The organism is Methylibium rhizosphaerae (genome assembly GCF_006386545.1).
In the GTDB taxonomy this organism is placed as follows: domain Bacteria; phylum Pseudomonadota; class Gammaproteobacteria; order Burkholderiales; family Burkholderiaceae_C; genus Pseudorivibacter; species Pseudorivibacter rhizosphaerae.
In genome coordinates this window covers 72,204-95,907 of record NZ_SWAR01000017.1, presented here as the reverse complement: position 1 = coordinate 95,907, position 23,704 = coordinate 72,204, and the positions used below count along the sequence as shown (strand labels likewise).

At 71.0% G+C, this 23,704-nt stretch carries 20 protein-coding genes; 9 read left to right on the top strand and 11 right to left on the bottom strand.

Annotation, left to right across the window (positions count from 1 at the left end; all coding sequences use genetic code 11):
- The 5 genes from E8D38_RS28310 to E8D38_RS13985 all read right to left on the bottom strand — a co-directional run bounded on the left by E8D38_RS28310 (position 1) and on the right by E8D38_RS13985 (position 3,840).
- Positions 1–153 (bottom strand): hypothetical protein, encoded by a 153-nt coding sequence (locus tag E8D38_RS28310; protein WP_181179138.1) that lies wholly within the window; start codon positions 151–153, stop codon positions 1–3.
- A 182-nt stretch (positions 154–335) separates the two neighbouring features.
- Entirely contained in the window at positions 336–1,175 is an 840-nt protein-coding gene (locus E8D38_RS14000; protein ID WP_246099482.1) for a Tim44 domain-containing protein, read from the bottom strand.
- Positions 1,176–1,298: 123 nt separating this feature from the next.
- On the bottom strand, positions 1,299–1,550 hold the full coding sequence (locus E8D38_RS13995) for an RNA-binding S4 domain-containing protein (protein WP_140631502.1): 252 nt from the start codon (positions 1,548–1,550) through the stop codon (positions 1,299–1,301).
- A 28-nt stretch (positions 1,551–1,578) separates the two neighbouring features.
- The gene (locus E8D38_RS13990) at positions 1,579–2,940 is read right to left on the bottom strand and encodes a PQQ-dependent sugar dehydrogenase (protein ID WP_140631499.1); all 1,362 of its coding nucleotides are present in this window, start codon (positions 2,938–2,940) and stop codon (positions 1,579–1,581) included.
- Between the two features lie 57 nt (positions 2,941–2,997).
- The gene (locus tag E8D38_RS13985; protein ID WP_140631494.1) at positions 2,998–3,840 is read right to left on the bottom strand and encodes a c-type cytochrome; all 843 of its coding nucleotides are present in this window, start codon (positions 3,838–3,840) and stop codon (positions 2,998–3,000) included.
- A 119-nt stretch (positions 3,841–3,959) separates the two neighbouring features.
- Between E8D38_RS13985 and E8D38_RS13980 the strand changes: the two genes are divergently transcribed.
- From E8D38_RS13980 to E8D38_RS13970, 3 genes are read left to right on the top strand one after another with little or no spacing between them, the layout of a single operon-like run.
- On the top strand, positions 3,960–4,334 hold the full coding sequence (locus E8D38_RS13980; RefSeq protein WP_140631489.1) for a c-type cytochrome: 375 nt from the start codon (positions 3,960–3,962) through the stop codon (positions 4,332–4,334).
- Between the two features lie 44 nt (positions 4,335–4,378).
- Positions 4,379–5,263: a cytochrome c oxidase subunit II gene (locus E8D38_RS13975; RefSeq protein WP_246099481.1), complete on the top strand. Its 885-nt coding sequence runs from the start codon at positions 4,379–4,381 to the stop codon at positions 5,261–5,263.
- A 41-nt stretch (positions 5,264–5,304) separates the two neighbouring features.
- Positions 5,305–7,809 (top strand): cbb3-type cytochrome c oxidase subunit I, encoded by a 2,505-nt coding sequence (locus E8D38_RS13970; RefSeq protein ID WP_140631481.1) that lies wholly within the window; start codon positions 5,305–5,307, stop codon positions 7,807–7,809.
- Between the two features lie 316 nt (positions 7,810–8,125).
- Here the strand turns inward: E8D38_RS13970 and E8D38_RS13965 are convergent, their stop codons facing one another.
- On the bottom strand, positions 8,126–9,433 hold the full coding sequence (locus tag E8D38_RS13965) for a tryptophan--tRNA ligase (RefSeq protein WP_140631479.1): 1,308 nt from the start codon (positions 9,431–9,433) through the stop codon (positions 8,126–8,128).
- 153 nt (positions 9,434–9,586) lie between these two features.
- Between E8D38_RS13965 and E8D38_RS13960 the strand changes: the two genes are divergently transcribed.
- The 5 genes from E8D38_RS13960 (at position 9,587) to E8D38_RS13940 (ending at position 16,097) form a co-directional block, all read left to right on the top strand.
- The gene (locus tag E8D38_RS13960; RefSeq protein ID WP_140631476.1) at positions 9,587–10,054 is read left to right on the top strand and encodes a (2Fe-2S)-binding protein; all 468 of its coding nucleotides are present in this window, start codon (positions 9,587–9,589) and stop codon (positions 10,052–10,054) included.
- The gene (locus E8D38_RS13955; protein ID WP_140631471.1) at positions 10,051–12,126 is read left to right on the top strand and encodes a xanthine dehydrogenase family protein molybdopterin-binding subunit; all 2,076 of its coding nucleotides are present in this window, start codon (positions 10,051–10,053) and stop codon (positions 12,124–12,126) included. Before E8D38_RS13960 ends, E8D38_RS13955 begins: the two co-directional genes overlap by 4 nt.
- Positions 12,123–13,043, top strand: coding sequence for a helix-turn-helix transcriptional regulator (locus tag E8D38_RS13950; RefSeq protein WP_140631468.1), 921 nt, complete (start codon positions 12,123–12,125; stop codon positions 13,041–13,043). The genes E8D38_RS13955 and E8D38_RS13950 overlap by 4 nt, the downstream gene beginning before the upstream one ends.
- A 129-nt stretch (positions 13,044–13,172) precedes the next feature.
- Complete coding sequence (locus E8D38_RS13945; protein WP_140631465.1) at positions 13,173–15,140, top strand: ABC transporter ATP-binding protein; 1,968 nt, start codon at positions 13,173–13,175, stop codon at positions 15,138–15,140.
- A gap of 204 nt (positions 15,141–15,344) precedes the next feature.
- Complete coding sequence (locus E8D38_RS13940) at positions 15,345–16,097, top strand: hypothetical protein (RefSeq protein ID WP_140631462.1); 753 nt, start codon at positions 15,345–15,347, stop codon at positions 16,095–16,097.
- 3 nt (positions 16,098–16,100) lie between these two features.
- On the opposite strand, the gene E8D38_RS13935 is transcribed toward E8D38_RS13940, so the two are convergent.
- Both E8D38_RS13935 and E8D38_RS13930 read right to left on the bottom strand, forming a co-directional pair.
- Positions 16,101–16,844, bottom strand: coding sequence for a DUF4198 domain-containing protein (locus E8D38_RS13935; RefSeq protein WP_140631460.1), 744 nt, complete (start codon positions 16,842–16,844; stop codon positions 16,101–16,103).
- 19 nt (positions 16,845–16,863) lie between these two features.
- The gene (locus E8D38_RS13930; RefSeq protein WP_140631458.1) at positions 16,864–19,041 is read right to left on the bottom strand and encodes a TonB-dependent siderophore receptor; all 2,178 of its coding nucleotides are present in this window, start codon (positions 19,039–19,041) and stop codon (positions 16,864–16,866) included.
- Between the two features lie 165 nt (positions 19,042–19,206).
- On the opposite strand from E8D38_RS13930, the gene E8D38_RS13925 reads away from it, so the two are divergent.
- A complete protein-coding gene (locus tag E8D38_RS13925; RefSeq protein ID WP_140631456.1) occupies positions 19,207–20,373 on the top strand; it encodes an acetyltransferase domain-containing protein in 1,167 nt (388 codons plus the stop codon).
- Positions 20,374–20,383: 10 nt separating this feature from the next.
- Here E8D38_RS13925 and E8D38_RS13920 read toward each other — a convergent pair whose 3' ends face one another.
- From E8D38_RS13920 to E8D38_RS13910, 3 genes are all read right to left on the bottom strand, one after another.
- Complete coding sequence (locus E8D38_RS13920; protein WP_246099480.1) at positions 20,384–21,472, bottom strand: acyltransferase family protein; 1,089 nt, start codon at positions 21,470–21,472, stop codon at positions 20,384–20,386.
- A 164-nt stretch (positions 21,473–21,636) separates the two neighbouring features.
- Entirely contained in the window at positions 21,637–23,088 is a 1,452-nt protein-coding gene (locus E8D38_RS13915) for an aminotransferase-like domain-containing protein (protein WP_140631453.1), read from the bottom strand.
- A 16-nt stretch (positions 23,089–23,104) separates the two neighbouring features.
- Positions 23,105–23,692, bottom strand: a complete 588-nt coding sequence (locus E8D38_RS13910; protein ID WP_140631451.1) for a LysE family translocator — start codon at positions 23,690–23,692, stop codon at positions 23,105–23,107.
- Positions 23,693–23,704 lie beyond the last annotated feature (12 nt).

The window sequence follows — 23,704 nt, the reverse complement described above, 5'->3', positions numbered from 1 at the left end:
TCAGCCCTTGTTCTTCTTCTTGCCCTTTTCGGGCACCACGGTGGTGATGGTGTACGAGACGCCCACCCCGAGAGGCGCCACCGGCTTGCCGCCTTTCTTGTCCTGCTTCGGTTTTTTCGCTTCCTTGTTGCCGTGCTGTTCTCGCTGAGCCATGAGGTCCTCCAGTTGTTGTGTCGAGACTTGCTGTTGGTGTTTGCTGTTGCTGCTGCTATCGCTGTCAGTCGTCGCAGTTGCCATGCGTGCGCGCGATGGTGTGCCCGGCAGGCAACGAAGTCAATCGACACAAGCAGCAACGGCGGCCGAAGCCGCCGTCGTGTGGTGCTGAACCTTGGCGGTCACTGCACCGGCGTGATGCCGGCGATCGCCCACTCGCGGCTGCCGTTCACCGGCTTCACCAGATGCCAGAGTTCGTCGAAGGCGGCAGCACCGGCATCGGCCTGCTCGCGGATGAGGCCCGAGAAGCGCACGCTGGCGACCCACTGGTCGCCTTCTTGCGCCGTGTCGACGAGCTGCGCATCGAGCTGCACCACGTCGGTCTGCTGCGGCTTGCCGCCGCGTTCCTGCAGGTCCAGGCGCAGCGAGGCGAACAGCTCCGGCGTCGTGAACTTGCGCAGGTCCTCGACCTCGCCGGCGTCGTTGGCCGCCTGCAGGCGGATGAAGATCATCTTGGCGATGCGCTCGAACTCCTGCGCGTCGAACCCGGCAGGCACGCTCGCGCGTTGCAGCGGCGCTGCAACGGGCGGGGCCTGGTACGGCTGCGGCGTGGCGGCGCCTGCACCGGCGTACTGCAATCGCGAGCCGCCGGCCGCGTTGCCCGCCAGCCGGCGCAGCAGCCAGCGCACCACCACGAAGGCGACGGCGGCGAGCAGCAGCATGGTCACGAAGTTGGCCGCGGCGGCGCCCAGGCCGAGGTGGCTGAACAGGGCCGCGAGCCCCAGACCCGCCGCAATGCCGGCCACCGGGCCGAGCCATGAGCGCTTGCCGACGTTGGCTGCAGCGCCGGCGGTCGTGGGCGCCGTGCCGGCGGTCGGGGCGGTGGCATTCTGCTGCCCGGCCTGCTGTTGCGCCGGCGCATCCGCCGGCTTGTCGGCCGGCTTGGTCGGCGTGACCTGCCGCTGCATGCCGGCAGCCTTGCCGCGGCCCAGGCGCTGCGCATCGGCGTCGAAGGGGGTCAACGTTAGGGTTGCACCCGCCAGCGCCAGTGAAAGTGCAAGGAGGAAGGTTCTCAACAAGAGGGTCTCCGGTGGTTCAGTCGGCTGGAAGGCCGAGGCCGTTGGACGAAGCTGGGGCCGTTCGGTTCAGTTTCCAGCCTCGGGCACGCCGGCTTCGCCCCGGCCGGCGATCACCCGGATGCGCGTGCCGGCCACGCTGACCACCTGGGTCGCACGCACCTTGCAGGTCTTGCGCAGCTCCTGCTGGCCGTTCACCTGCACCTTGCCGGCGGCCACCATGGCCTTCGCAGCGCCGCCGTTGTCGGCCAGGCCGGTGGCCTTGAGGAGGGCATCGAGGGTGATGTACTCGCCCCGCAGTTCGAAGTCGATGAAGTTCATGCGGCGAGCATAGCCGGCGCCGCGTGGGCTACCGGCTCGCAGCCGACGCCGCGGGCTGGGCGGCGGTTGCCGCGGCCGTGCTGGGGGAAGTCACGCGCCACACCGTGTTGCCGACGTCGTCGGCCACCAGCAGGCCGCCGTGCTTGTCGATCGCCACGCCTACCGGCCGGCCGTAGGCATCGCCGCCTTCGCTCACGAAGCCGGTCAGCACGTCTTCCGGCACGCCGCGGGGCCGGCCGTTCTCGAACGGCACGAACACCACCTTGTAGCCGCTGCGCGGCTTGCGGTTCCACGAACCGTGCTCGCCGATGAACATGCCGGTGGCAAAGCGCGGCGGCAGGGCCGCGCCTTCGGAGGTGGAAAGGCCCAGCGGGGCCACGTGGGAGCCGAGCGCGTAGTCCGGTTTCACCGCCTTGGCCACGAGTTCGGGTCGCGGCGGCTTCACCCGCTCGTCGACGTTCTGGCCGAAGTAGCTGTAGGGCCAGCCGTAGAAGGCGCCTTCGCGCACCGAGGTGAGGTAGTCCGGCACGAGGTCGCTGCCGATCTCGTCGCGCTCGTTCACCACCGTCCACAGCACGCCGGTCGAAGGCTCCCAGGCGAGGCCGTTGGGATTGCGCAGGCCGGTGGCGAACAGGCGCTTGCTGCCGGCCTTGGGATCCACCTCCCAGATGGCGGCGCGGCCTTCCTCGATGTCCATGCCGTTCTCGCCGACGTTGCTGTTGCTGCCCACGGTGGCGTAGAGCTTCGTGCCGTCGCGACTGGCGATGAGGTTCTTGGTCCAGTGGTGGTTCAGCCCGGCCGGCAGGTCCACCACCTTGGCGCCGGCGGCGTCGATGCGCGTGGCACCCGGCGTGTATGGAAAGCGCACCACCGCGTCGGCATTCGCCACGTACAGATCGTTGCCCACCAGGGCCATGCCGAACGGCGACGACAGGCCTTCGAGGAAGGCGGTCTTCACCTCGGCCGTCCCGTCGCCGTCGGCATCTCGCAGCAGCGTGATGCGGTTGGGGCTGGGCACGCCGGCGCCGGCCTTGGCCATCACCTTCTTCATGACCCACTGCTTGATGCCGCCGTCGCTGCCCTCGGGCTTGGGCGGCGCATTGGACTCGGCCACCAGCACGTCGCCGTTGGGCAGCACATGCAGCCAGCGCGGGTGCTGCAGGCCGGTGGCGAACGGCGCCACCGCCAGGCCGGCGGCCGGCGCGGGCTTCTGCCCCGCAGGCCAGCCCTTGGCCGGTGCGATATGCACGGTGGGGATGAGCGTCTTGTTCGGCTGCGGCAGCGTCGGCTCGGGGCCGATGCCAGCCGTGTCGGGCAGCTTTGCCGATTCGCCGCAGCCTGCGGTGGCCAGCACGGCGGCGGTCAGCGCCAGGGAGCGTCGTGTGTCCATCGTGCGTCCTTTCTGTCGAGGGGGGCACTGCAGCGAAGTGCAATCGACATGCCCGCGCTACTTCAGCGTGGCCAGGTAGGCGGCGATGTCGTGCGCATCGCGTTCGCTCACCGACAGGGCCGGCATGGCGGTTTCGGGGTCGACCGCATGCGGCGCGAGGATCCAGTGCGCCATCTGCGCCGGCGTGTTGGGCAGCGTGCCGGCAATGAGTTCGCGGCGGCCCATGCCTGCCAGCGGCGGGCCCACGTGCACCTGCGCGCCGGTGACGCCCGGGATCACATGGCAGCCGTTGCAGCCGTTCTGGTTGAGCGCGGCCCGCCCGCGCGCCGCATCCGGCGGGTCGATGCGTGCAGCACCGCCGGTGCAGGGCCGGCGGTCCTGTGCCGCCTCCTGTGCCGCCATGAGCTCGCGGTAGTCGTGCGGCGACAGGTCCGGCAGCCTTCGCATGAAGGCCACCAGCGCCCACAGGTCTTCATCGGGCAGGCGATGCTGCCAGGCCGGCATGCCGCTCATCTTGATGCCGTGCCGGGTGATCCAGTAGAGCTCGCCGGCCTTCCACTTGCGGGCAGCGTCGGCGAGCGGCCCGGGCAGCGGCTGCATCGCAAGTGCCATCTCGCGCGGGGCGACGCCCGGGCCGCCGTGACACTGCTCGCACTTGTCTCGAAAGCATGCCGCGCCGCGCTGCAGCCGCGCCGCGTCGGTGTCCAGCCCCGCAGGCGCCTCGATGTCGCGCGCGCGCAGGCGCACCGACTGGTGCATCGTGCGCTCGATCGTCGAATACACCGGCTGCAGGTGCGGGCTCACCGCCGACACGTCGTAGACCCCGCTCCACACGAAGAGCGCAGCGCCCAGCACGGCCAGCGCCGCGGCGGTGGCCAGGGTCAGCAGCACGGTTTTCATGAGTCTTCGTAGCCTTTACAAGGTGTTGCGGCGGGGCCGGTGCATCCCCGCACGGGCCTGCGGCTTGCCACGGTGCGTCGAAGGCCGGTTGCTGCCCACCGGCAAACACCGCACCGCCCATGCTTCCCCACACCTTCGTCTCGAGGATTGCCGCTGCTTCTGCCTCGGTCCTGCTGGCGGCCTGCCTGCCGTCGCCGCAGGCTCGGCAGGCCTCGGGCGATGCAGAACGGGGGCGCAAGCTGATCGCGCAGTACCAATGCGGCGAATGCCATTCGGTACCCGGCGTGGAAGACGCACGCGGCACGCGGGCGGTCACCCTGGAGTCCTTCGGACTGCGCAGCTACATCGCCGGACGCGTGCCGCAGCAGCCCGAGGTGCTCGTGCGCTGGATCGTCGAGCCGGCTGCGGTGGTGCCCGGCACCACCATGCCCCGCATGGGCGTGAGCGAGCGCGACGCGCGCGACATCGCGGCCTACCTCGGGGGCCTGCGCTGATGCTGTCTGCGGCTTCGGCCCATCCTGCGCAAGGCCTCGCCGAAATGACGGTCGTGCTGGTCATCGGCGCGGCGCTCGTGTTCGCCTGCGTGATGGGCCTGCTGGTCGTGGTGGTGTGGCGCCGACCCGCGCAGCCGTTGACGCGGCGTCGCGCGGCCGCATGGGTGCTGGGCGGCGGCGTGCTGTTCCCGGCGGTGGTGCTGTCGGCGCTGCTCGCCTATGCCGCCGTGCGCAGCGGACCGCTGGCCGGCACGCAGCGGGCGCGCGGTGACATGGTGGTCGGGATCACCGCGCACATGTGGTGGTGGGAAGTGCGCTACCGCGAGCCCGCATCGGGCCGCGAGGTGGTGCTGGCCAATGAGGTGCGCCTGCCGGTGGGCCGCGCGGTCAGCTTCGGCCTGTCGACCGCCGACGTGATCCACAGCTTCTGGGTGCCGCAATTGGCGGGCAAGGTCGACATGGTGCCCGGGCGGGTGCACCAGCTGCGGGTGCGGGCCGACGCCGCCGGCAGCTTCCGCGGCCAGTGCGCCGAATACTGCGGCGAGCAGCATGCACGGATGGCGCTGCAGGTGGTGGCCATGCCGCCCGACGAGTTCGACCGCTGGCTGCTCGCACAGTCGCAGCCGGCGCAGCCGCCGACCTCCGAGCCGGCCCGGCGCGGGCGACAGGTGTTCGAGCAGCAGCGATGCAACGCCTGCCATGCGGTGCGGGGCCTGTTCGAAGCCGGGCCGGGGCAGGGGCCCGACCTCACCCATGTGGGCAGCCGGCTGGCGCTGGGCGCCGGCACGCTGCCGATGCGTCACGAGCACCTGGTGCGATGGGTCGGCAATGTGCAGGCGGTGAAGCCGGGGGCGCGCATGCCCTCGTTCGACCGGCTGGACCGCGAGTCTCTCGACGCGCTTGCCGTGTTCCTCGGGGAGTTGCGATGAGCGGTTGTCGAGCGCCGTTGCCGCGCACACCGGTGAAGTGAATGCACTCACCCCCGAACTCCCTCCCGCGACCGCCGGACGAACTCGAGCGCCTCGAGCAGGCCTGGCGCACCCCGAAGGGCTGGCGCCTGCTCTCGACGGTCAACAACACCAAGGTCGGCGTCTTCTACATCGCGACCTCGCTGCTGTTCTTCGTGCTGGCCGGCGTGCTGGCCCTGCTGATGCGCGCGCAGCTCGCGGTGCCCGACAACGACCTCGTCAGCGCGCGCCTGTACAACCAGCTGTTCACCATGCACGGCACGGTGATGATGTTCCTGTTCGCTGTGCCGGTGGTGGAAGCGGTGGCGGTGTTCCTGCTGCCCGGCATGCTCGGGGCGCGGGACCTGCCGTTCCCGAGGCTGTCGGCCTACGCCTTCTGGGCCTATGCGATCGGCGCGCTGGCCTTCTTCTGCACCCTGTTCTTCGGCCTCGCTCCCGATGGCGGCTGGTTCATGTACCCGCCGCTGGCCAGCGCCACCTACTCGCCGGGGCCGGGCGCGGACTTCTGGCTGCTGGGCATCGGCTTCATCGAGATCTCGGCCATCGCCGGAGCCATCGAGCTCATCGTCGGCATCCTGTTCACCCGTGCGCCGGGCATGAGTCTTTCGCGCATGCCGGTGTTCGCCTGGGCCATGCTGGTGGTGGGCCTCATGATCGTGTTCGCCTTTCCGGCGGTGATCGCCGGCACCGCGCTGCTGGAACTGGAGCGCGCCTTCGACTGGCCCTTCTTCATTGCCGAACGCGGCGGGGACCCGGTGCTGTGGCAGCACCTGTTCTGGTTCTTCGGCCACCCGGAGGTCTACATCATCTTCCTGCCCGCGGCCGGGCTGGTCTCGATGATGCTGCCCACCCTGGCCGGCACGCCGCTGGTGGGCTACCGCGCCGTGGTGCTGGCGCTCGGGGCCACCGCCTTCTTCAGCTTCGCGCTGTGGGTGCATCACATGTTCACCGCGGGGCTCGGCGTGCTCACCAGCAGCCTCGTGTCGGCGGCAAGCATGGCGGTGGCCGTGCCGGCAGGCATGCAGGTGTTCGCATGGCTCGCCACGCTGCGGCAGGGGCGGCTGCGGCTCACCGGCTCGGGCCTCTTCCTGCTCGGCTTCCTCGTCACCTTCGTGCTCGGCGGGCTGACCGGCGTGATGGTGGCGGTGCTGCCCTTCGACTGGCAGGCGCATGACAGCTACTTCATCGTCGCGCACCTGCACTACGTGCTGATCGGCGGCATGGTGTTTCCGCTGTTCGCGGCGCTGTACCACTGGTCGCCGCTGCTCAACGGACATGCCTTGAGCGAGCGGCTCGCGCGCTGGGTGTTCGGGCTCATGTTCGGCGGCTTCCATGTCGCCTTCTTCCCGATGCACGTCTCCGGGCTGCTGGGCATGCCGCGGCGCGTCTACACCTATGCCGGCGACCTGGGCTGGAACGGCTGGAACCTGGTGTCCACCGCCGGCGCCTTCGCGCTCGCGGCCGGCGTTGCGCTGTTCTTCTTCGATGCGGTGCGCACCTGGCGGCGTGCGCACCGGCCCCATGGCAACCCGTGGAATGCGGCCACCCTCGAGTGGCTGCCGCAGGGCGACTACGGCGCCCGCAGCATCCCGTGGGTGCGTTCACGCGAGCCGCTGTGGCGCCAGCCCGGCCTGGCCGGTGAAGTGGAGGCGGGCGCCCACTGGCTGCCCGGCACGGTGACCGGCCGGCGCGAGACCCTCGTCACCTCGCCGCGGCGCGCGCGGCTGTGCCACCTCATCGTGCTGCCGACCGACTCATGGTGGCCGCTGGCGGCTGCCGCCGGAACCGCCGGCTTCTTCCTGCTGCTCACCGTCAAGCTGACGTGGGTGGCCTGGGCCTGCGGCGTGGTCGCGGTGGCCGCGACGCTGGCCTGGCTGTGGCAGACCGACCGGCCCGTCGCCCCGGTGGCGCAGGTGGGCGAGGGCGTCCTGCTGGCGGTGGGGGCGGCGGGGGCGCGCTCTCACTCGTGGTGGGCCGCCGTGGTGTGGCTGGTGGTGGATGCCACCATCTGCGCGTCGCTGGTGTTCGCCCACCTGCATGTGTCCTTGCGGGCCGAGGTATGCCCGCCGGCCGGGGCCGGCCTGCCGCCCTGGCTGTACGTGGCCGCGGCCGTGGGCTTGTGGGTCCTGAGCTCCTCATGCGCGGCGGCGCTGTCACGCGTGGCCATGCGCAGCCGCGCGGCGGTCGGCTGCGGCCTGCTCGCGGTGGCGCTGCTGTGCGCGCTGGCGGGCACCGCCGCCTGGCTGGGCGGCCATGCGGTCGCCGGCCTGCAGCCGGTGGCCCAGGCATGGAGCGCCACGGTGGCGGCGCTGGCGGGCTACCAGGCGCTGCACACCGTGCTGCTGGTCGTGATGGCGGGCTACCTGGGGGCGCGGCTGCTGTGCGGGCATGTCACGCCGCGCAGCCGCGCCACGCTCGACAACACGCTGCTCGTGTGGCACGGCTGCGCAGCGCAAGCTGTCGTGTCGGCGCTGGTGGTGCAGCTGCTGCCGTGGGTGATGGGATGAAGGCTGACGGCTTCGTGGCCCACTCGCGCCAGGCCGTGCTGCCGCTGCTGGTGTGGGCCGTGCACTTCGGCTTCTGCTATGTGTTCCTGGCCCTGGCCTGCAGCGCGCGATGGGAGGCGGAGCTCATCACCGGCACCCTTGTTGTGGCCTCGGCCGTGGCGCTCGCGTGGCTCGCGGGGCTGCTGGTGATGGCGCTCAGGCGCCGCCCCGGCCGGGGCGTGCGCGCGGGTGCCTCGGTGCTGGCGCTGCTGGGCGTGGCCTGGACCACGCTGCCGGTGCTGGCGCTGCCGCTGCCGCCCTGCAGCGACCCGGCAGCCTATTCCTGGCTGGCGGCCAGCAGGTCCAGCGCCGCGCTCACCGCCTGTGCCTCGCCCTTCAAGGCGACCGGTGCGCCGGCCAGCGCGGCCGCGCCTTCCTTCTTGAAGCGGCTCACCCAGGCGCCGGCATCGCGCGGCTGATCGAAGCCCTCGCTCTGCAGCAGCACCGCGCCGGCCGCATCGGTGAGCTTGAAGAAGAAGCGGCCGTCGGCTTCGCGGTACTGCTTGAACACCGGCAGCGCCGCCTTGGCGGGCGCGGCCTTGGCCGTCGCGGCAGGCGACGCCAGGGCATGCATCCGGCGCAGGCCCACCGCGTCGCGCAGCTGCGCAAGGAAGGGCGTGGCCACCGCGCGCGCCTTGCGGGCACCTTCCTGCAGGGCTTCTTCCACCCGCTCGGGGTGGGCCATCAGCTCGTCATAGCGGGCGCGCAGCGGGCCGATGTCGCGTTCGATCAGCTCGGCCAGCCGCTTCTTGGCATCGCCCCAGCCGAGCCCGGCCTTCAGGTCCTGCCGGAAGGCCTCGCGCTCCTCGGGCTTCGCGAATGCGTCGTGGATCATCACCAGCGCCGAGCCTTCGGTTTCCTTCGGCTCGCCGGGCAGGCGCGAGTCGGTCACGATGCGCGCGATCGCGTCGGTGAGCGCCTTCGGGCCGCCCTCGAACAGCGGGATGGTGTTGTCGTAGCTCTTGCTCATCTTGCGGCCGTCGAGGCCCGGCAAGGTGGCCACGTGTTCCTCGATCACCGCCTCGGGCAGCACGAAGTGCGGCTTGTCGGCCGCGCCGAACAGGTGGTTGAAGCGCTGGGCGATGTCGCGCGCCATCTCGATGTGCTGCACCTGGTCGCGTCCGACGGGCACCTTGTGCGCGTTGAACATCAGGATGTCGGCCGCCATCAGGATGGGGTAGCAGAACAGGCCCATCGACACGCCGTCGTCCGTCTCGGCGCCGGCCGCCTCGTTCGCGTCGGTGGCCGCCTTGTAGGCGTGGGCGCGGTTCATCTGGCCCTTGGCCGTCACGCAGGTGAGCAGCCAGGTCAGCTCGGTGATCTCGGGCACGTCGCTCTGGCGGTAGAAGGTCACCCGGGCCGGGTCCAGGCCGGCGGCGAGCCAGGTGACGGCCAGCTCCATGCGCGAGCGCTCCACCCGCGCCGGCTCGTCGCACTTGACCAGCGCGTGGTAGTCGGCCAGGAACAGGAAGCTCTCCACGCCGGGCTTGCGGCTGGCGGCAATGGCCGGGCGGATGGCGCCGACGTAGTTGCCGAGGTGAGGGGTGCCGGTGGTGGTGATGCCGGTGAGAACGCGCTGGGTCATGGTCCGGTACGCAGGCTGGATGTTTGTGGACGGTACGAGGCCCCTATTTGACCGCAGCCGGCGCTGCCTTCGGCTTCCGCCTGGCGCGATTGTTCAAGACGCCTGCCCCGGCGCCGCCCACACTGGCTTTGAGCACCGCTGAAGGAGGCATGCATGAAGCTCGATGTCAATGGCCGGGTCACTCCGGTGCCGCCCGGATGGGAAGACGAGACGCTGCTGGCAACGTTGCGTGAGGCGCTCGGGCTGGTGGGCAGCAAGTTCGGCTGTGGCGTGGGGCTGTGCGGCGCCTGCACCGTGCTGGTGGATGGCGTGCCGCAGCGCAGCTGCCTGATGCCGTTGCGGGCCTGCGGGGGCCGGGCCGTCCAGACCATCGAAGGGGTGGCGGGGGAAGGCGGGCGTCTGCATGCGGTGCAGCAGGCCTGGCTCGACGAGGCCGTTCCGCAGTGCGGCTATTGCCAGGCCGGGCAGGTGATGGCAGCGGTGGCGCTCCTGCGGAGCGTGCCTCGGCCCACCGAAGCGCAGATCGACGAGGCCATGGCCGGCCACCTGTGCCGCTGCGGCACGCAGCAGCGCATCCGCCGCGCGATCCGGCGCGCCGCGGGCCTGGAGTCCGCGCGATGAAGCGCCGGACATGGCTGGCGGCCGGGGCCGGCACGCTGGTGGCTGGCTTCTCGACCGGCTGCAGCCTGCCGGTGATTCCCCGGCGGCCGGCGCCGAGCCTGGACGACGCCCAGGGCTGGGTGCGTTATGCCAACGGCCGCTACACGCTGTGGCTGCCGCGGGTGGAGATGGGGCAGAACATCGCCACCGGGCTCAAGCAGGTGGCCTGCGAAGAGCTCGGCGTGGGCTGGGACGAGGTGATCGTGCGGTTGCCCGGCACGCGCGACTTCGCCCCGGTGCGCGCCACCGTGGGCAGCGACTCGATGGCCAGCTTCGCGCTGCCGCTCGCACAGGCTTGCGCGGCGCTGCGCGAGGCGGTGGCGGCGGGCCGCACGCGCGGCATGCTCGAGGTGCCACCGCGGCCGGCCACGGCCTTGCGGGCGTTCGCGGCGGGCGCGGCGCGTTTCGTCGGCCAGGCACCGCCGCTCGAACACGGCGAGGCCATCGTGCGCGGCAGGCCGCTGTACGTGGCCGACGTGCGCCGGCCGGGCATGGTGTTCGGCCGGGTGCTGCGCGCGCCCGCTTCGCCGGAGCTGGCCTCGAGCCTGGCCGGCATGTCGGAGGCCGCCGCCCGTTCGGTGGCGGGCTGCGTGGCCATCGTGCGCGACGAGCGGCTGCGGCTGGGCAATGCCGAAGGCTTGGGCATCGTCGCCCGCACGCCGCGCGCGCTGGAGCGCGTCGAGGCGGCACTCGATGCGCGCTGGCAGGTGGCGGGCGGCTTCGAGCAGGCCGACATCGACGCGGCGATGGACATCGACCGCCGTCTCCAGCGCGGCGCGCTGGCCCACACACCCGCCGCCGACCGCCTCGACGACCCGCATGGCGTCTGGGACGTGGACCTGCGCTTCGACATCCCGCTGGCCGCGCATGCGGCGATCGAGCCGCGCGCCGCGGTGGCCGAATTCGACGCCGGGCGCAGCTCGCTGCAGCTGTGGGTGGGCTCGCAGGACGTCTTCTACCAACGCGACGTGATGGCGCGCCGCTTCGGTCTCGACCCGGAACGCATCACGGTGCATGCACACCGCGTCGGCGGCGCGTTCGGCGGCAAGACCCTGTGCACCGTGGAGCTGGAAGCCGCCGTGCTCGCGTGGGCGGCCGGCGCGCCGGTGAAGGTGCAATGGACCCGTGCGCAGGAGTTCCGCCATGGCTTCCATCGCCCGCCGTCGAGCCACCGGGTGCGGGTGCGGTTGCGCGAAGGCCGCATCGACCAGTGGTGGCATGCGTTCGCCAGCAGCCACATCCTGTTCACCAATGCCGCCATGCCGGCGTGGATGCAGCGCTTCACCGACTTCGCAGGCGACAACGGCGTGGCCCGGGGGGCCGTGCCGCCCTACCGCGCGCGGCTGCGCCGCGTCGAGTTCGACCTCGTGCGCCCGCCCGTCTTCTGCGGGCCGTGGCGCGGCCTGGGCGCCGGGCCGAACAACCTGGTGATCGAGTCGGTGATCGACGAATGCGCCCGACGGGCGGCGCAGGATGCGGTGTCCTTCCGGCTGCAGCACATCGACGACCCCCGGCTGGCGCGGGTACTCGAGCGCGCGGCGCAGCAGACGCCGCGCGCCAGCGTTCCTGCGGCGAGCGTGCGTCAGGGCCGCGGGGTGGCCTGCGGCATCTACAAGGCGATGAGCTATGCGGCGGTCGTCGCCGACGTCGAGGTTGACGCGGCCGGCCAGGTCCGCGTGATGCGGCTCGTGTGCGCGCACGACTGCGGGCGAGTCGTCAATCCCGACCAGGTCCGCGCGCAATGCGAAGGCAACCTGGTGTGGGGCCTGGGCATGGTGCTGCACGACAACCTCCCGGTAGCCGCTTCACAGGTGGCGGCCGCCACGTTTGCCGACGCGCCGATACCGCGCTTCACCGATGTGCCGCCCATGCAGGTGCACCTGGTCGACGGTGGGGATGCGCCCACAGGCGCGGGCGAGACAGCCATCGTGGCGGCGGCGGGCGCGATCGCCAACGCCATCCGCGATGCCACCGGACACCGGCCCGGTCGATTCCCGGTGCGTGCCGCAGATCTGCGAGCATCGGATGCATGAGCGAGTTCGCCTCGGCCGCGATGATGCGGCTCATCCGGCTGGGCCTGGCCCGCCAGGGCCTTGACCCGCAGCCGGCACCTGCCGATGCCGGCCGGCGCGCGCACGTGCCGCTGGTGCACAAGCGGGCGCTGGCGTCGGCCCTGCTGGAGCGGCACGGGCCGCTGCCGCTGCTGCGCATCGGCGAAGCCCTGTTCGATGCGCAGGAGGAGCCGACGCTGCTGGCGCTTTCGCTGGCGCGCAGCCCGCTCGACCTGCTGCAGCGCTGGCAACGGCTGGAGCGCTTCATCCATTCGCGGCACCGCGTGGTGCTCGAGTCGCTCACCCCGCACGAAGCCGGCCTGCGGCATGTGTCGATCGACGCCGGCGAGCCGCCGACAGCGGCCGAGAGCCTGCTGGTGGTGGGCGTGCTGGCGGCGCTGCTCGAGAAGATCGGCACCTGCGACCTGCGGGCGCGGGTCGCGGGCGACATGTGCTGGCGCCGGCTGGGTGGCCGGTGGCACGGCGACGGCCCGTGGCCGGACGACGTCTCGGGCTGGGTGCTGCGCTGGGGCGGGTTGCAGGAGGCTGGCCCCCTGCCGGCGCAGGCGGAGCCCGGCCAGTGGGCGGCCCTGGCGCGCCGGCACATGGCCGCCGACCCGGGTGCGGGCTGGACGGTGCCGCGCCTGGCCGAGGCGCTCGGGGCTTCGCCGCGTTCGCTGCAGCGGCACCTGTCGGCGTCGGGCACCGGCTTCGGCGCCTTGCTGGCCGAAGTTCGGCTTGCACATGCCGCGCGGCTGCTGGCCACGTCGAGCGCCTCCGCTGCCGAGGTCGGGTTCGTCAGCGGCTTTTCCGACCAGGCGCATTTCACGCGCGAGTTCCGGCGCAGCACTGCGCTCACGCCGGCGGTCTACCGGCAGCAGTTCGCCAGCCAGGGCTAGACCGCACACCCGGCGCGCCCATGATGCCAGGGGGTGACTGCGCGGCGGGCCGATCGGCTACGCTTCGCAGCTTTCCCGTCGGCGCGCGGCCCTCGCGCAGCCGCGGCGACACGAAACGACGGAGATCCCGTGCTCAGCTGGTTCGAAAGACTCGTGCATCCCTACCCGGATGCCGCCCCCACGCCGCCGCCCAAGGGCTTCTTCCCGTTCATCTGGGCCTGTACCGCGGGCCTGCGGCCCTACCTGCTCGGCATGACCCTGTTCACTGCCGCGATCGGCGCGTTCGAGGCGCTGCTGTTCTCGATGCTCGGGCGCATCGTCGACTGGCTGGCCAACGTGAAGCCGGCGCAGCTGTGGGTCGAGCATGGCGGCACGCTGATGCTGCTGGCGGCGGTGCTGGCGGGCAGCATCTTCCTGGTGGCGGTGCAGTCGGCCTTCCGGCAGCAGGCGCTGGCGGGCAACTTCCCGATGCTGCTGCGCTGGAATTTCCACCGCCTCATGCTGGCCCAGAGCATGGGCTTCTACCAGGACGAGTTCGCCGGCCGGGTGGCCACCAAGGTGATGCAGACGGCACTGGCCGTGCGCGACACCTGGATGGTGTTCGCCGAGCTGCTGGTGTTCGTGATCATCTATTTCGTCACGCTGCTGCTGGTGCTGGGCGACTTCAGCCTGCTGCTGCTGGTGCCGTTCCTCGGCTGGCTGGGCCTGTACGTCGGCGCGCTGTGGTACTTCGTGCCGCGCCTGGGCAAGGTGGCGCAGGCGCAGGCCGATGCGCGCTCGCTGATGACCGGCCGCATCACCGATGCCTACACCAACATCGCCACGGTGAAGCTGTTCTCGCATGCGGGTCGCGAGGCCGGCTACGCACGCGGCGCGATGCAGGAATTCCTGGCCACCGTGTATGCGCAGATGCGCCTGGTCACCGGCTTCGAGATCGTGAACCACACGCTCACCATGCTGCTCATCCTCAGCTCGGCCGGCGTCGCGCTGTGGGCCTGGATCCATGGGCACGCCGGCGTCGGCGCGGTCGCGGCCGCTGGTGCAATGGCGCTGCGGCTCAACGGCATCTCGCACTGGGTGATGTGGGAGATGGCCTCGCTGTTCGAATACATCGGCACGGTGCAGGACGGCATCACCACGCTGTCGAAGCCGCACACCGTGCTCGACAAGCCCGATGCGAGGCCGCTGGCGGTGACGCACGGCGAGGTGCGCTTCGAGCAGGTGAGCTTCGGCTACGGCAGCGACAGGAAGGTCATCGACGGCCTCACGCTCACCATCCGGCCCGGCGAGAAGATCGGCCTGGTGGGCCGCTCCGGGGCAGGCAAGAGCACGGTGGTGAACCTGCTGCTGCGCTTCTATGACGTGGAGGCGGGGCGCGTGCTGATCGACGGCCAGGACATCGCGTCGGTCACCCAGGACTCGCTGCGCGCCCAGGTCGGCATGGTCACGCAGGACACGTCGCTGCTGCACCGTTCGGTGCGCGACAACATCCTCTACGGCCGGCCCGACGCGAGCGACGATCGCATGATCGCCGCCGCCAGGCGCGCCGAGGCGCATGAGTTCATCAGCGGCCTCACCGACCCGAAGGGCCGCACCGCGTACGACGCCCATGTCGGCGAGCGCGGCGTCAAGCTGTCGGGCGGGCAGCGCCAGCGCATCGCGATCGCGCGGGTGATGCTGAAGGACGCCCCGATCCTGCTGCTCGACGAGGCCACCAGCGCGCTCGACTCGGAAGTGGAGGCGGCGATCCAGGCGAGCCTGTACCGGCTGATGGAAGGCAAGACCGTGGTGGCCATTGCCCACCGGCTTTCGACCATCGCCGCGATGGACCGCCTCATCGTGCTCGACAAGGGACGCATCGTCGAGGAAGGCGACCACCGCAGCCTGCTGGCCAAGGGCGGGCTCTACGCGCGGCTGTGGGCGCACCAGAGCGGCGGCTTCCTCGGCGAGACGGCGGACGACGACGAGCCGGCTGCCCCGGCCGACCGCGACAGCGCGGCCGTCGAGGCTGCGACCGCGCTGGGGCGTGCGGCAGCCGGCACCACGGCGCCCGCCATTGCCGAGCGGCCGGCCGACGGGGCGCCGCTCATTCCTTGAAATCGGCCGTGTCAAGCTGCTGCGGGTTTCCACCCGGGCGGCATAACCGGTGGTAACCAAGCTGCACAAATGTGGTGTGGTTTTGCGGCTCGCTTGATGGTCCACTGAGGGGAAGCCGGGCGCCATGCAGCGCCCGGCGTTGCCAGGGAGGGAAACCCAGCGGAGCCACGGCCAATTGCCCGGGCTCCGCACGGTCTTGTCCCCATGCGCGACTTCGACGACTCCAGCCTTTGGCGCATCAGCGACTACGAGCGCATGCGCATGAACACCGGCACCAGCGGCTACATGAAGCTGGAGGGGCCGACGGTGCTTCCCACCACGCTGATGGCCGAGCTCAACCGGCTCGACGAGCGCAATGCGGCCGACGACGCCCTCGAGGTCATGGCCGCCTGCATGCGCCAGCGCGAAGCGGCACTCCTCTACCTGCAGCACGGCCACTACGTCTGGCCGGTGACCCTGTTCCCGCTGCAGATGCTCTACCACTCGCCGCGCGAGATGGCGCCCACCACCGTGGAGCGGCTCGACGACCTGAAGCTCATCAACATCGAGCCGCCGGGCGTGCGCCCACCGGGGCACTGGATGTACGAACGGGTGGGCCAGGCGGCCCATTACCGGCCGCTGCTGCCGCTGCTGTGGCTGGTGGCGCTGCGCGGGCCGCGGCGCGAACTGCTGTCCGAGATCGGCGGCACGGCCGCCTACCGTGCCATCAAGGATCCGGCCACCGAAAACCTCATGGCACCGGGCGCGCTCGGGCCCTCGGTGCAACGGCTGCGCCGCGAGGCGGCGTCGCTGCGCGACATCGCGTCATGGCCCGGCATGAGCCTCGAGCGGGCCAGCCGCCTCATCAACGCGCTGTACCTGGCGCAGTGCCTGATGATGACCCGCACCAACCCGGCCGCGCGCAGCGCCACCGGCTTGGTCGGGCGGCTGCTCGGGCTGGGGCGGTCGCGCCGCTAGGTCTCACTCCGGCGCGTGACCCAACGCGAACGACAGCGTGGCGAGGTGATGGGTCATGTCGGCCCTGCCGGGATCGGCGGGCGCGCTTTCGTGCTCGGTCTTCACGACGTTGTGGCCCTGGTTGCGCACCGCTAGCGTGATGCGGCCACGGGCATCGGCCACCAGCGGCCGGGCATCGGGGTCGCCCACCATGTCGGGCCATACCTTCGCCCGGGGCAAGGGCCGGCCTTCGAACAGCACCTGCACGGTGAGCTTGTCGTTGCGGTGGCGCGGGAAGGTCTTGCCCACCGGCACGAGCTGCAGCGCGAGACCCGGCTGCGGCCGCATCGCGCCCGCGGGCAGGCTCGCGAGGTGGGTCGTGTACTTCATGTAGCGCCCGCTTTGCGCGGCGCCGGCGACCTCGTCCTTGCCCTTGCCGTGCCACTTGCCCTGCGTGTCCTTGGTCCAGAGGCCGTTGTCCATGGTGGCGGTGATCACCGCGGGCAGGGCCTGCGCGTCCAGCACGGCCAGCGGGCCCTGGGGCTGCAGGCTAGCCACCACATCCTGCCCCTCGGCCGACCAGGCGGCCACCGAGGTGATCTTCGGCAGCCGCTTCACCGCGTCGAGGTCTTCGGCGCCTTCGCCGTAGACGAGCGCCAGGCGCCCGGCGCGCTGCGCGAACCAGATGCCGTGGGCCTCGCAGGGCTGCGCGAAGAAGCCGAGGCCTGCCGCCGCCACCGCGGCAGCGAGCATTGCGAACTTGTTCATGTGATGGCTCCCTGCAGCGTCAGAACTTGTATTGCACGCCCGCGATCACGGTGCGCGGCGCGCCCGGCGCCACCCACACGCTGTTGTAGGCGCTGGTGTAGTAGGTCTTGTCGAACAGGTTGTCCACGTCGAGCGAGACGCGCAGCTGGCGGGTCGCGTTCCAGTAGGCCGTGAGCTTGGCCACGGTGTAGGCGGGCAACTGAACGGGGGTGTCGCCCCACTGGCCGTCGCTGTCGCCCTGGCGTGCGCCCACGTGGGTGACACCCCCGCCCAGGCCCACGAGGTCGCCGCTGGACAGCGTGGTCTCGTGCACAAGGAAAGCGCTTCCGCTGTGGCGGGCGAACTGCTTCACCTTCGGGTCGGCGTCGAGGTAGACATAGGACAGCGCCGCGCGCCAGCCTGTCGCCACCCAGCCGGCCAGTTCGAACTCGACGCCCTTGTTGTGCACGCTCATCGCGCTGCCGTAGAGCTCGGTGTTCGGGTCCAGGTTGGTGGGCACATTGGTCTTGGTGATGTCGAACACCGCCACGTTGCTGCTCAGGCGGCCGTCCTGTGATTCCCACTTCAGGCCGGCTTCGTGGGCCTTGCCCCTTTGCGGTGCGAAGAAGTTGCCGGTGGTGTCACGGTCGGTGTTGGCGCGGAACGAGCGGCCGGTGCTCGCGTAGGCCGAGAGCGTGGGCTGGATCATCCATGCGAGGCCCAGCCGCGGCGACGTGGCGCGGGGCTCCTGCTCGCTGCTCGAACCGTTGATGCTGGTGTTGCGGGAGGTGGCGCGGTCGTGGCGCAGCCCGGCCAGCAGCCTGAGCGAGCTCGTGAGCGATACCACGTCCTGCACGTAGAGGGCGCGGGTGTTGTCCTTGAGCGTGCCGTTGCGGTTGACGTTGAGCGCGCTCAGGGGCGGGTAGGTGACCCGGCCGTACACGGGGTTGGAGACCGAGATGCCCAGGCTGTTGCGCAGCCCGCCGGCGTGGTCGAGCATGGTGCGGTCCTGGGTAAAGCGTGCCGCTTCCACGCCCACCATCAGCTCGTGCTTCACGTCGCCCGTGCTCAGCTTGCCGCGGGCTTCGAGTTGCACCGAGGTCTCGCGCGACTCGAAGTTGCGATAGCGCAGGCGGCGGCACAGCCAGTCGCGTGTGTTCATCGAGGTGGCGCAGTCGGGGCCGCCGAATGGCACTTGCTCGATGCCGAAGCCCTCGAGCGTGCCGCGCTTGAGCTGCAGGCCGCCGTGCAGCGACCACTGCTCGCTGAGCGTATGGTCGGCAAAGAACTGGTGGGTGTGGTTGTCGATGGTGGTGTCGGCCACGTTGGTCTCGCCGTAGAAGCGCGAGACGGGCACCGCGTCGATCTGGCCGTTGACGACCACCACGCCGCGATCCAGCGGGGCGGCCTGCCGCAACCATTCGCCGTCGTAGCGCAGCTGCGTGTCGGGCGTCGCGTTCCACGTAAGCGCGGGGGCCAGCAGCGTGCGGCGGCTGTGCACCTCGTCGCGGAAGCTGTCCTTGTCTTCCACCGACGCGTTCAGGCGGTAGGCCAGCGTGGGGGCTTCATCACCCCCACCGTTGAGCGGGCCCGTGCTGTCGACCGCCATGCGCTTGTAGTTGTAGCTGCCCACGTAGCCTTCGACCGAGTGGCCGGCGGTGAAGCGCGGCTGCTTGGTCACCAGGTTGAGCGTGCCGCCCGGCTCGCTGCTGCCGTACAGCGCGCCCATCGTGCCCTTGAGAAACTCGATCTGCTCCAGATTGGCCGTGTCGCGCGGGGCGTTGAAGCCGCGGTTGGCCGGCATGCCGTTGCGCAGCATCGACATGGTGCTGTCTTCATGACCCGCAAAGCCGCGGATGGCCACGTTGTCCCAGGTGCCGCCGAAGTTGTTCTGGCGCGAAACGCCGGCCGCGTAGTCCAGCACGTCGTCCAGCCTCTGAGCGCTCAGGTCGTCCACCAGCTGGCGAGTCATCACGCGCACGGCCTGCGGCACTTCGATCAGCGGTGTGTCGGTCTTGGTGGCGCCGGCGGATGTGCTGGCGTTGTACTGGCCCGACTGGCGGCGGCCGACGATCTGCTGCGCGGGCAGTTCGGCCTGCACTTGGCGGGTCGCCTTCGGGTCGGTGGTCGAGGATTCTTCGGCAGCCGCCGCAGTGGCGCCGCAGCTTGCGGCCGTGAGCAGCGTGGCGAAAAGGAAGCGTTGTCGGTGGAGTTCCATGCGGGTCCGGCTGGGAAAAGGGCCCGCAATATAAATGAGAATCACTCTCAATGAATGATGAAGCCATGACCGGGGCAGGTCTTGTGCGAGGCGCTGTGGCGATTCGTCCGGGGCACTACCATCGGCGCCCGCCCAGCGGCCGACGGTCCATCCAGCACACCTGCAATGCAAAGCTCCTCCTCTGCGACACCACGACTGCAGTCCATCGACGCGCTGCGCGGCTTCGTCATCGTGGTCATGCTGCTCGACCACGTGCGCGAGACCTTCTATCTGCACCACCAGGTCGGCGACCCGATCGACCTTGTGCACACCGCGCCCGACCTGTTCTTCAGCCGGGTGCTGGCCCACCTGTGTGCGCCGGTGTTCATGTTCCTCGCCGGCCTGGCGGCGTTTCTGTATGGCGCACGCCATGGCGAGGGCGCGCGGGCGGCCGCGTCTTCATTCCTGTGGCGGCGCGGGCTGTTCCTCGTGGTGCTCGAGATGACGGTGGTCAACTTCGCGTGGACCTTCCAGTTCCCGCCGGCGCGGGTGTACCTGCAGGTGATCTGGGCCATCGGCCTCAGCATGCTGGCGCTGGCCGCGCTGGTGTGGCTGCCGCGCCGCGTCCTGATCGGCCTCGCCCTCGTCATCGTGGCGGGTCACAACCTGCTCGACGGCCTGCACTTCGACGCAGGCCACCCGCTGCAGGTGCCGTGGGCCGTGCTGCATGACCGCGGCTGGATCGACGTGACGCAGTCGCTGCGGCTGCGCACCTCGTACCCGCTGCTGCCGTGGATCGGCGTGATCGCCCTGGGCTATGCGGCAGGACCGTGGTTCCTGCCCGGCGCCGACCCCGGCTTGCGCCGCCGCCGGCTGCTCGCCTGGGGCCTGGGCCTGCTCGCGGGCTTCGTCGTGCTGCGCGCGCTCGACGTCTACGGCGACCGGCCGTGGACGGCGGGCGATACGGCGCTGCAGACGGCGATGGGCTTCGTCAACGTCACCAAGTACCCGCCGTCGCTGCTGTTCGTTGCGCTCACCCTGGGCGTGGGCCTGCAGCTGCTGCGGGCGTTCGAGCTGGCGTCCGACAGGCGGCGGCGCTGGCTGGCGCCGCTGGCGGCATACGGCGCCGCGCCGATGTTCTTCTACGTGCTGCACCTGTACGTGCTGAAGTTCCTCTACCTCGGGGCGCTGGCCGCCTGGGGGCCGAACCAGGGGGCGGTGTTCGGCTTCGACGCGATGTGGCAGGTGTGGGCCGCGGCCGTGCTGCTTGCGGTGCTGCTGTATCCGGCGGTGCGCGCCTTCGCCGCCTTCAAGGCGCGGCGGCGCGACATCGCCTGGCTGAAGTACCTGTAGCCGGCTGCTGTCAGATGGTGATCCGCCAGCCGCGCCGCCTTGCCCACACCGCCAGCACGCACCACGGCGCAAGAAACGCCAAGGCAAACGCGAACGATGCCGCCTCGGGTCCGGCCAGCGGCGTGAGCGGCTGCGCGAACAGGTGCTGGTTGATCCACTGCAGCACGCCCAGCGCCATCAGCACGCAGAACAGCAGCCAGGTGCCGGCGTAGACCGTGATCGCGTTGAGGCCCAGGCTCGTGCCCAGCGCCGGCCAGCCGCGCAGGTCGATCAGCTCGTGTGCCAGCGCCACTGCCAGCAGGCCGAAACCACCGGTCCACAGTACGTAGGAGGGCGTCCACAAGGCCTTGTTGAGCGGCAGCACCAGCGACCACAGGCCACCCAGCGCCACGGCCGCCACGCCGGCACCCCACAGGCGCGAAGCCTTGCCGGCGCGCAGCCGGTGGCTGGCCAGCAGGCCGAGCAGGGTGGTGGCGATGGCCGGCAGCGTGCTGAGCAGGCCCTCGGGGTCGCTGTAGCGGCCGGTGCTGCGGTCCAGCGCATAGGCCAGCGGGCCGAGCACCGCGTTGTCCACCCGGTCGGCGATGTTCTGGCCCGGCTCCAGCGGGCCGCCGGCGGCGAGCAGCGCCCAGTAGCCGAGCAGCAAGGCCGCCAGCAGTGCCCACTGCGCGCACAGGCTGCGCAGGTGGATCGCCACGAGCCCCACGCAGGCGAAGCAGATGCCGATGCGCTGCAGCACCCCCATCAGCCGGAAGCCTCGCGTGTCGAGCAGCAGCCAGGTGGCCAGGTTGAGCACCAGCCCGAGCGCGAAGATGCGCAGGCCGCGCAGCAGCAGGGCACGGGTGAGCGCGCCATCGTGGGTGCGGCCGGCATCGAGCTTCGGGCCGAAGGCCAGGCCGATGGACAGGCCCACGATCAGCAGGAACCAGGGAAAGATGAAGTCGGTGGGCGTGGCGCCGTGCCACCTGGCATGGCGCAGCGGCGCCCACACATGGCTCCAGCTGCCGGGGTAGTTGACCAGCAGCATGGCTGCGACGGTGAGGCCGCGCAGCGCGTCGATGGAGGCGAGGCGGGGCGTGCGGGGGGCGGCGGTGCTCAAGATGCCTGCACCATCAGCGGGGCGGCGGTGAACTGTCCGATGAGTCCGTACATGGAACCTCCTGCCGCGGCTTCGGGCGGCACAAGGGGAGGCAATGTAGACACGGGCGGGTTACGTGGCAAGAACACCCTGGATTCCTCCGCGGCTGTCTGCGCTCTGTGTCCCTACCCCACCTTCGACGCCGCACGCCCGATCACCTGGCGCGCGCTCGACAGCGCGCCCAGCCGCTCGCGCAGGTAGGTGGCCAGCCGCTCATGCTGGCTGTACACCACGTTGAAGCGCAGGTGCGGGTCCGGGCGCCCGTCGGCCATGAAGGTGGCGCCGCGCGACAGCAGCAGGCCGTTGCGGAAGGCGTCCTTCACCAGTTCGTCCACGTCCACGCCCTGCGGCACCGAGCCCCACAGGAACAGCCCGCCTTCGGCCGGGTGCTCCAGCAGGATGCCGGCCTGGCGCAGCTGCTTCGTCGCGGCCCGGCGTGCCGTGGCGAGCTTCTGCTGGAGCCGGTCGAGGTGCTTGCGCACGCGGCCGGCCGCCAGCAACTCGAGCAGCACGAACTCGTTGAGGGCGGCGGTGGTGAGCACCGAATGGATCTTCTCGCGCAGCAGCGGCTTCAGCAGCGCCGGCTCGGCTGCGATGTAGCCCAGCCGCAGCCCGGGGCTCAGTGCCTTGCAGAAGCTGGAGTAGTAGATGACCTGGCGCAGCTCGGCCAGCTGCGCCACGCGGGTGGCCGAGCCGGGGTGGAAGTGGCCGTGCACGTCGTCCTCGGCGATCAGGAAGCCGTGCTGCTCGGCCAGCACCAGCAGGCGGTGCAGCCTGGCGGCGCTGCTGCTCCAGCCGGTGGGGTTGTGCAGCACGCTCTGCAGGAACATGAGCCGCGGCCGGTGCTCCAGGCAGGCGGCCTCGACCTGGTCGACGTCCGGCCCGTCGATGCGGCGTGCAACGGGCACCAGCCGCACACCGGCCAGGCGCAGCCGGTCGAACAGCAGGAAGTAGCCAGGGTCTTCGACCAGCACCGCGTCGCCGGGCTGCAGGAAGGTGCGGCAGATCAGGTCGATGGCATGTGTGCTGCCATAGGTGGTGAGCACGCGGCTCGCATCGACCGCGAGCCCCTGCGCGCGCATCAGCATGGCCAGGCGCTCGCGCAGCTCGGGCAGGCCTTGCGGCGGGCAGCGCCGGGCCAGGCCGCCGCTGCTGCGGGCCAGCGCCCGCTGCACCACGGCGGCCGGCACCGCGTCTTCGAGCCAGGCCACCGGCAGCGCGCCGCTGCTGGCCGGCAGCATGTCGGCGCGCAGGTTGTTGGCCTGCTGCACCAGCCACACCGGCTCCTGTTCGTCGCCGGGCTCGATGAGCGAAGCCCCCGGCATCTGGCCGGGCTGCGAGGCGGCTTCGCTCACGAAGAAGCCGGCCGTGCCGCGGCTGTCGATGCAGGCGGCGGCCACCAGCCGGTCGTAGGCGGTGACCACCGTGTTCGGGCTCACGCCCAGTTGCGCGGCCAGCGTGCGGATCGACGGCAGCCGGGCTCCGGACGAGAGCTGGCCGCCTTCGATGAAGGCGCGCAGGCGGTGCTCGATCTGGTCGGCCAGCGGCACCGATGAATCGCGGTCGAGTGAGAACATGAAGGCAGGCGGTCGGTCAGCGCACCAGCAGCAACAGCGCCAGCGCCACGAGGGTGGCCGCCATGATGACATTGAAGATGCGCTGGCGGCGCGGGTCGGTGAGCAGGCGCCGGATCGCCACGCCGAACAGGGTCCACATCGACACGCAGGGGAAGTTGATGGCCACCGTGATGACCATGGCCACCAGCGCCGCCGTGCCGGTGCCAAGCGCGGGCGGCAGGAACACCGAGGCAACCGTCACCGACTTGACCCAGTTCTTCGGATTCACGAACTGGAAGGCCGCTGCCTGCCAGAAGCTGACGGGCTGCGGCAGCTCGGCGCGGCCGATGGCGCTGCCGGTGAGCTTCCAGGCCAGCCACACCAGGTAGGCCGCGCCGGCGGCCTGCAGGCCGGTGTGCAGCAGCGGATAGCGGGCGAACAGTGCACCCAGGCCCAGGCAGGTGAGCCACATCTGCACGCCGTGGCCGGCGCCGATGCCCAGGATGTGGGGCAGGGTGCGGCGATAGCCGAAGTTGGCGCCCGAGGTGGTGAGCATGAGGTTGTTGGGGCCGGGGGTGCTCGACATCACGAGCGAGTAGGTGGCCAGCGGCAGCAGTTCGGTCATGCGGGGCTTTCG

Bases quoted from the DNA above. Each gene is read 5' to 3' on its own strand.
- E8D38_RS28310 (WP_181179138.1), bottom strand. From the start codon at position 153: ATGGCTCAGCGAGAACAGCACGGCAACAAGGAAGCGAAAAAACCGAAG.
- E8D38_RS13995 (WP_140631502.1), bottom strand. From the start codon at position 1,550: ATGAACTTCATCGACTTCGAACTGCGGGGCGAGTACATCACCCTCGAT.
- E8D38_RS13990 (WP_140631499.1), bottom strand. From the start codon at position 2,940: ATGGACACACGACGCTCCCTGGCGCTGACCGCCGCCGTGCTGGCCACC.
- E8D38_RS13985 (WP_140631494.1), bottom strand. From the start codon at position 3,840: ATGAAAACCGTGCTGCTGACCCTGGCCACCGCCGCGGCGCTGGCCGTG.
- E8D38_RS13980 (WP_140631489.1), top strand. From the start codon at position 3,960: ATGCTTCCCCACACCTTCGTCTCGAGGATTGCCGCTGCTTCTGCCTCG.
- E8D38_RS13975 (WP_246099481.1), top strand. From the start codon at position 4,379: ATGACGGTCGTGCTGGTCATCGGCGCGGCGCTCGTGTTCGCCTGCGTG.
- E8D38_RS13970 (WP_140631481.1), top strand. From the start codon at position 5,305: ATGCACTCACCCCCGAACTCCCTCCCGCGACCGCCGGACGAACTCGAG.
- E8D38_RS13965 (WP_140631479.1), bottom strand. From the start codon at position 9,433: ATGACCCAGCGCGTTCTCACCGGCATCACCACCACCGGCACCCCTCAC.
- E8D38_RS13960 (WP_140631476.1), top strand. From the start codon at position 9,587: ATGAAGCTCGATGTCAATGGCCGGGTCACTCCGGTGCCGCCCGGATGG.
- E8D38_RS13955 (WP_140631471.1), top strand. From the start codon at position 10,051: ATGAAGCGCCGGACATGGCTGGCGGCCGGGGCCGGCACGCTGGTGGCT.
- E8D38_RS13950 (WP_140631468.1), top strand. From the start codon at position 12,123: ATGAGCGAGTTCGCCTCGGCCGCGATGATGCGGCTCATCCGGCTGGGC.
- E8D38_RS13940 (WP_140631462.1), top strand. From the start codon at position 15,345: ATGCGCGACTTCGACGACTCCAGCCTTTGGCGCATCAGCGACTACGAG.
- E8D38_RS13935 (WP_140631460.1), bottom strand. From the start codon at position 16,844: ATGAACAAGTTCGCAATGCTCGCTGCCGCGGTGGCGGCGGCAGGCCTC.
- E8D38_RS13930 (WP_140631458.1), bottom strand. From the start codon at position 19,041: ATGGAACTCCACCGACAACGCTTCCTTTTCGCCACGCTGCTCACGGCC.
- E8D38_RS13925 (WP_140631456.1), top strand. From the start codon at position 19,207: ATGCAAAGCTCCTCCTCTGCGACACCACGACTGCAGTCCATCGACGCG.
- E8D38_RS13915 (WP_140631453.1), bottom strand. From the start codon at position 23,088: ATGTTCTCACTCGACCGCGATTCATCGGTGCCGCTGGCCGACCAGATC.
- E8D38_RS13910 (WP_140631451.1), bottom strand. From the start codon at position 23,692: ATGACCGAACTGCTGCCGCTGGCCACCTACTCGCTCGTGATGTCGAGC.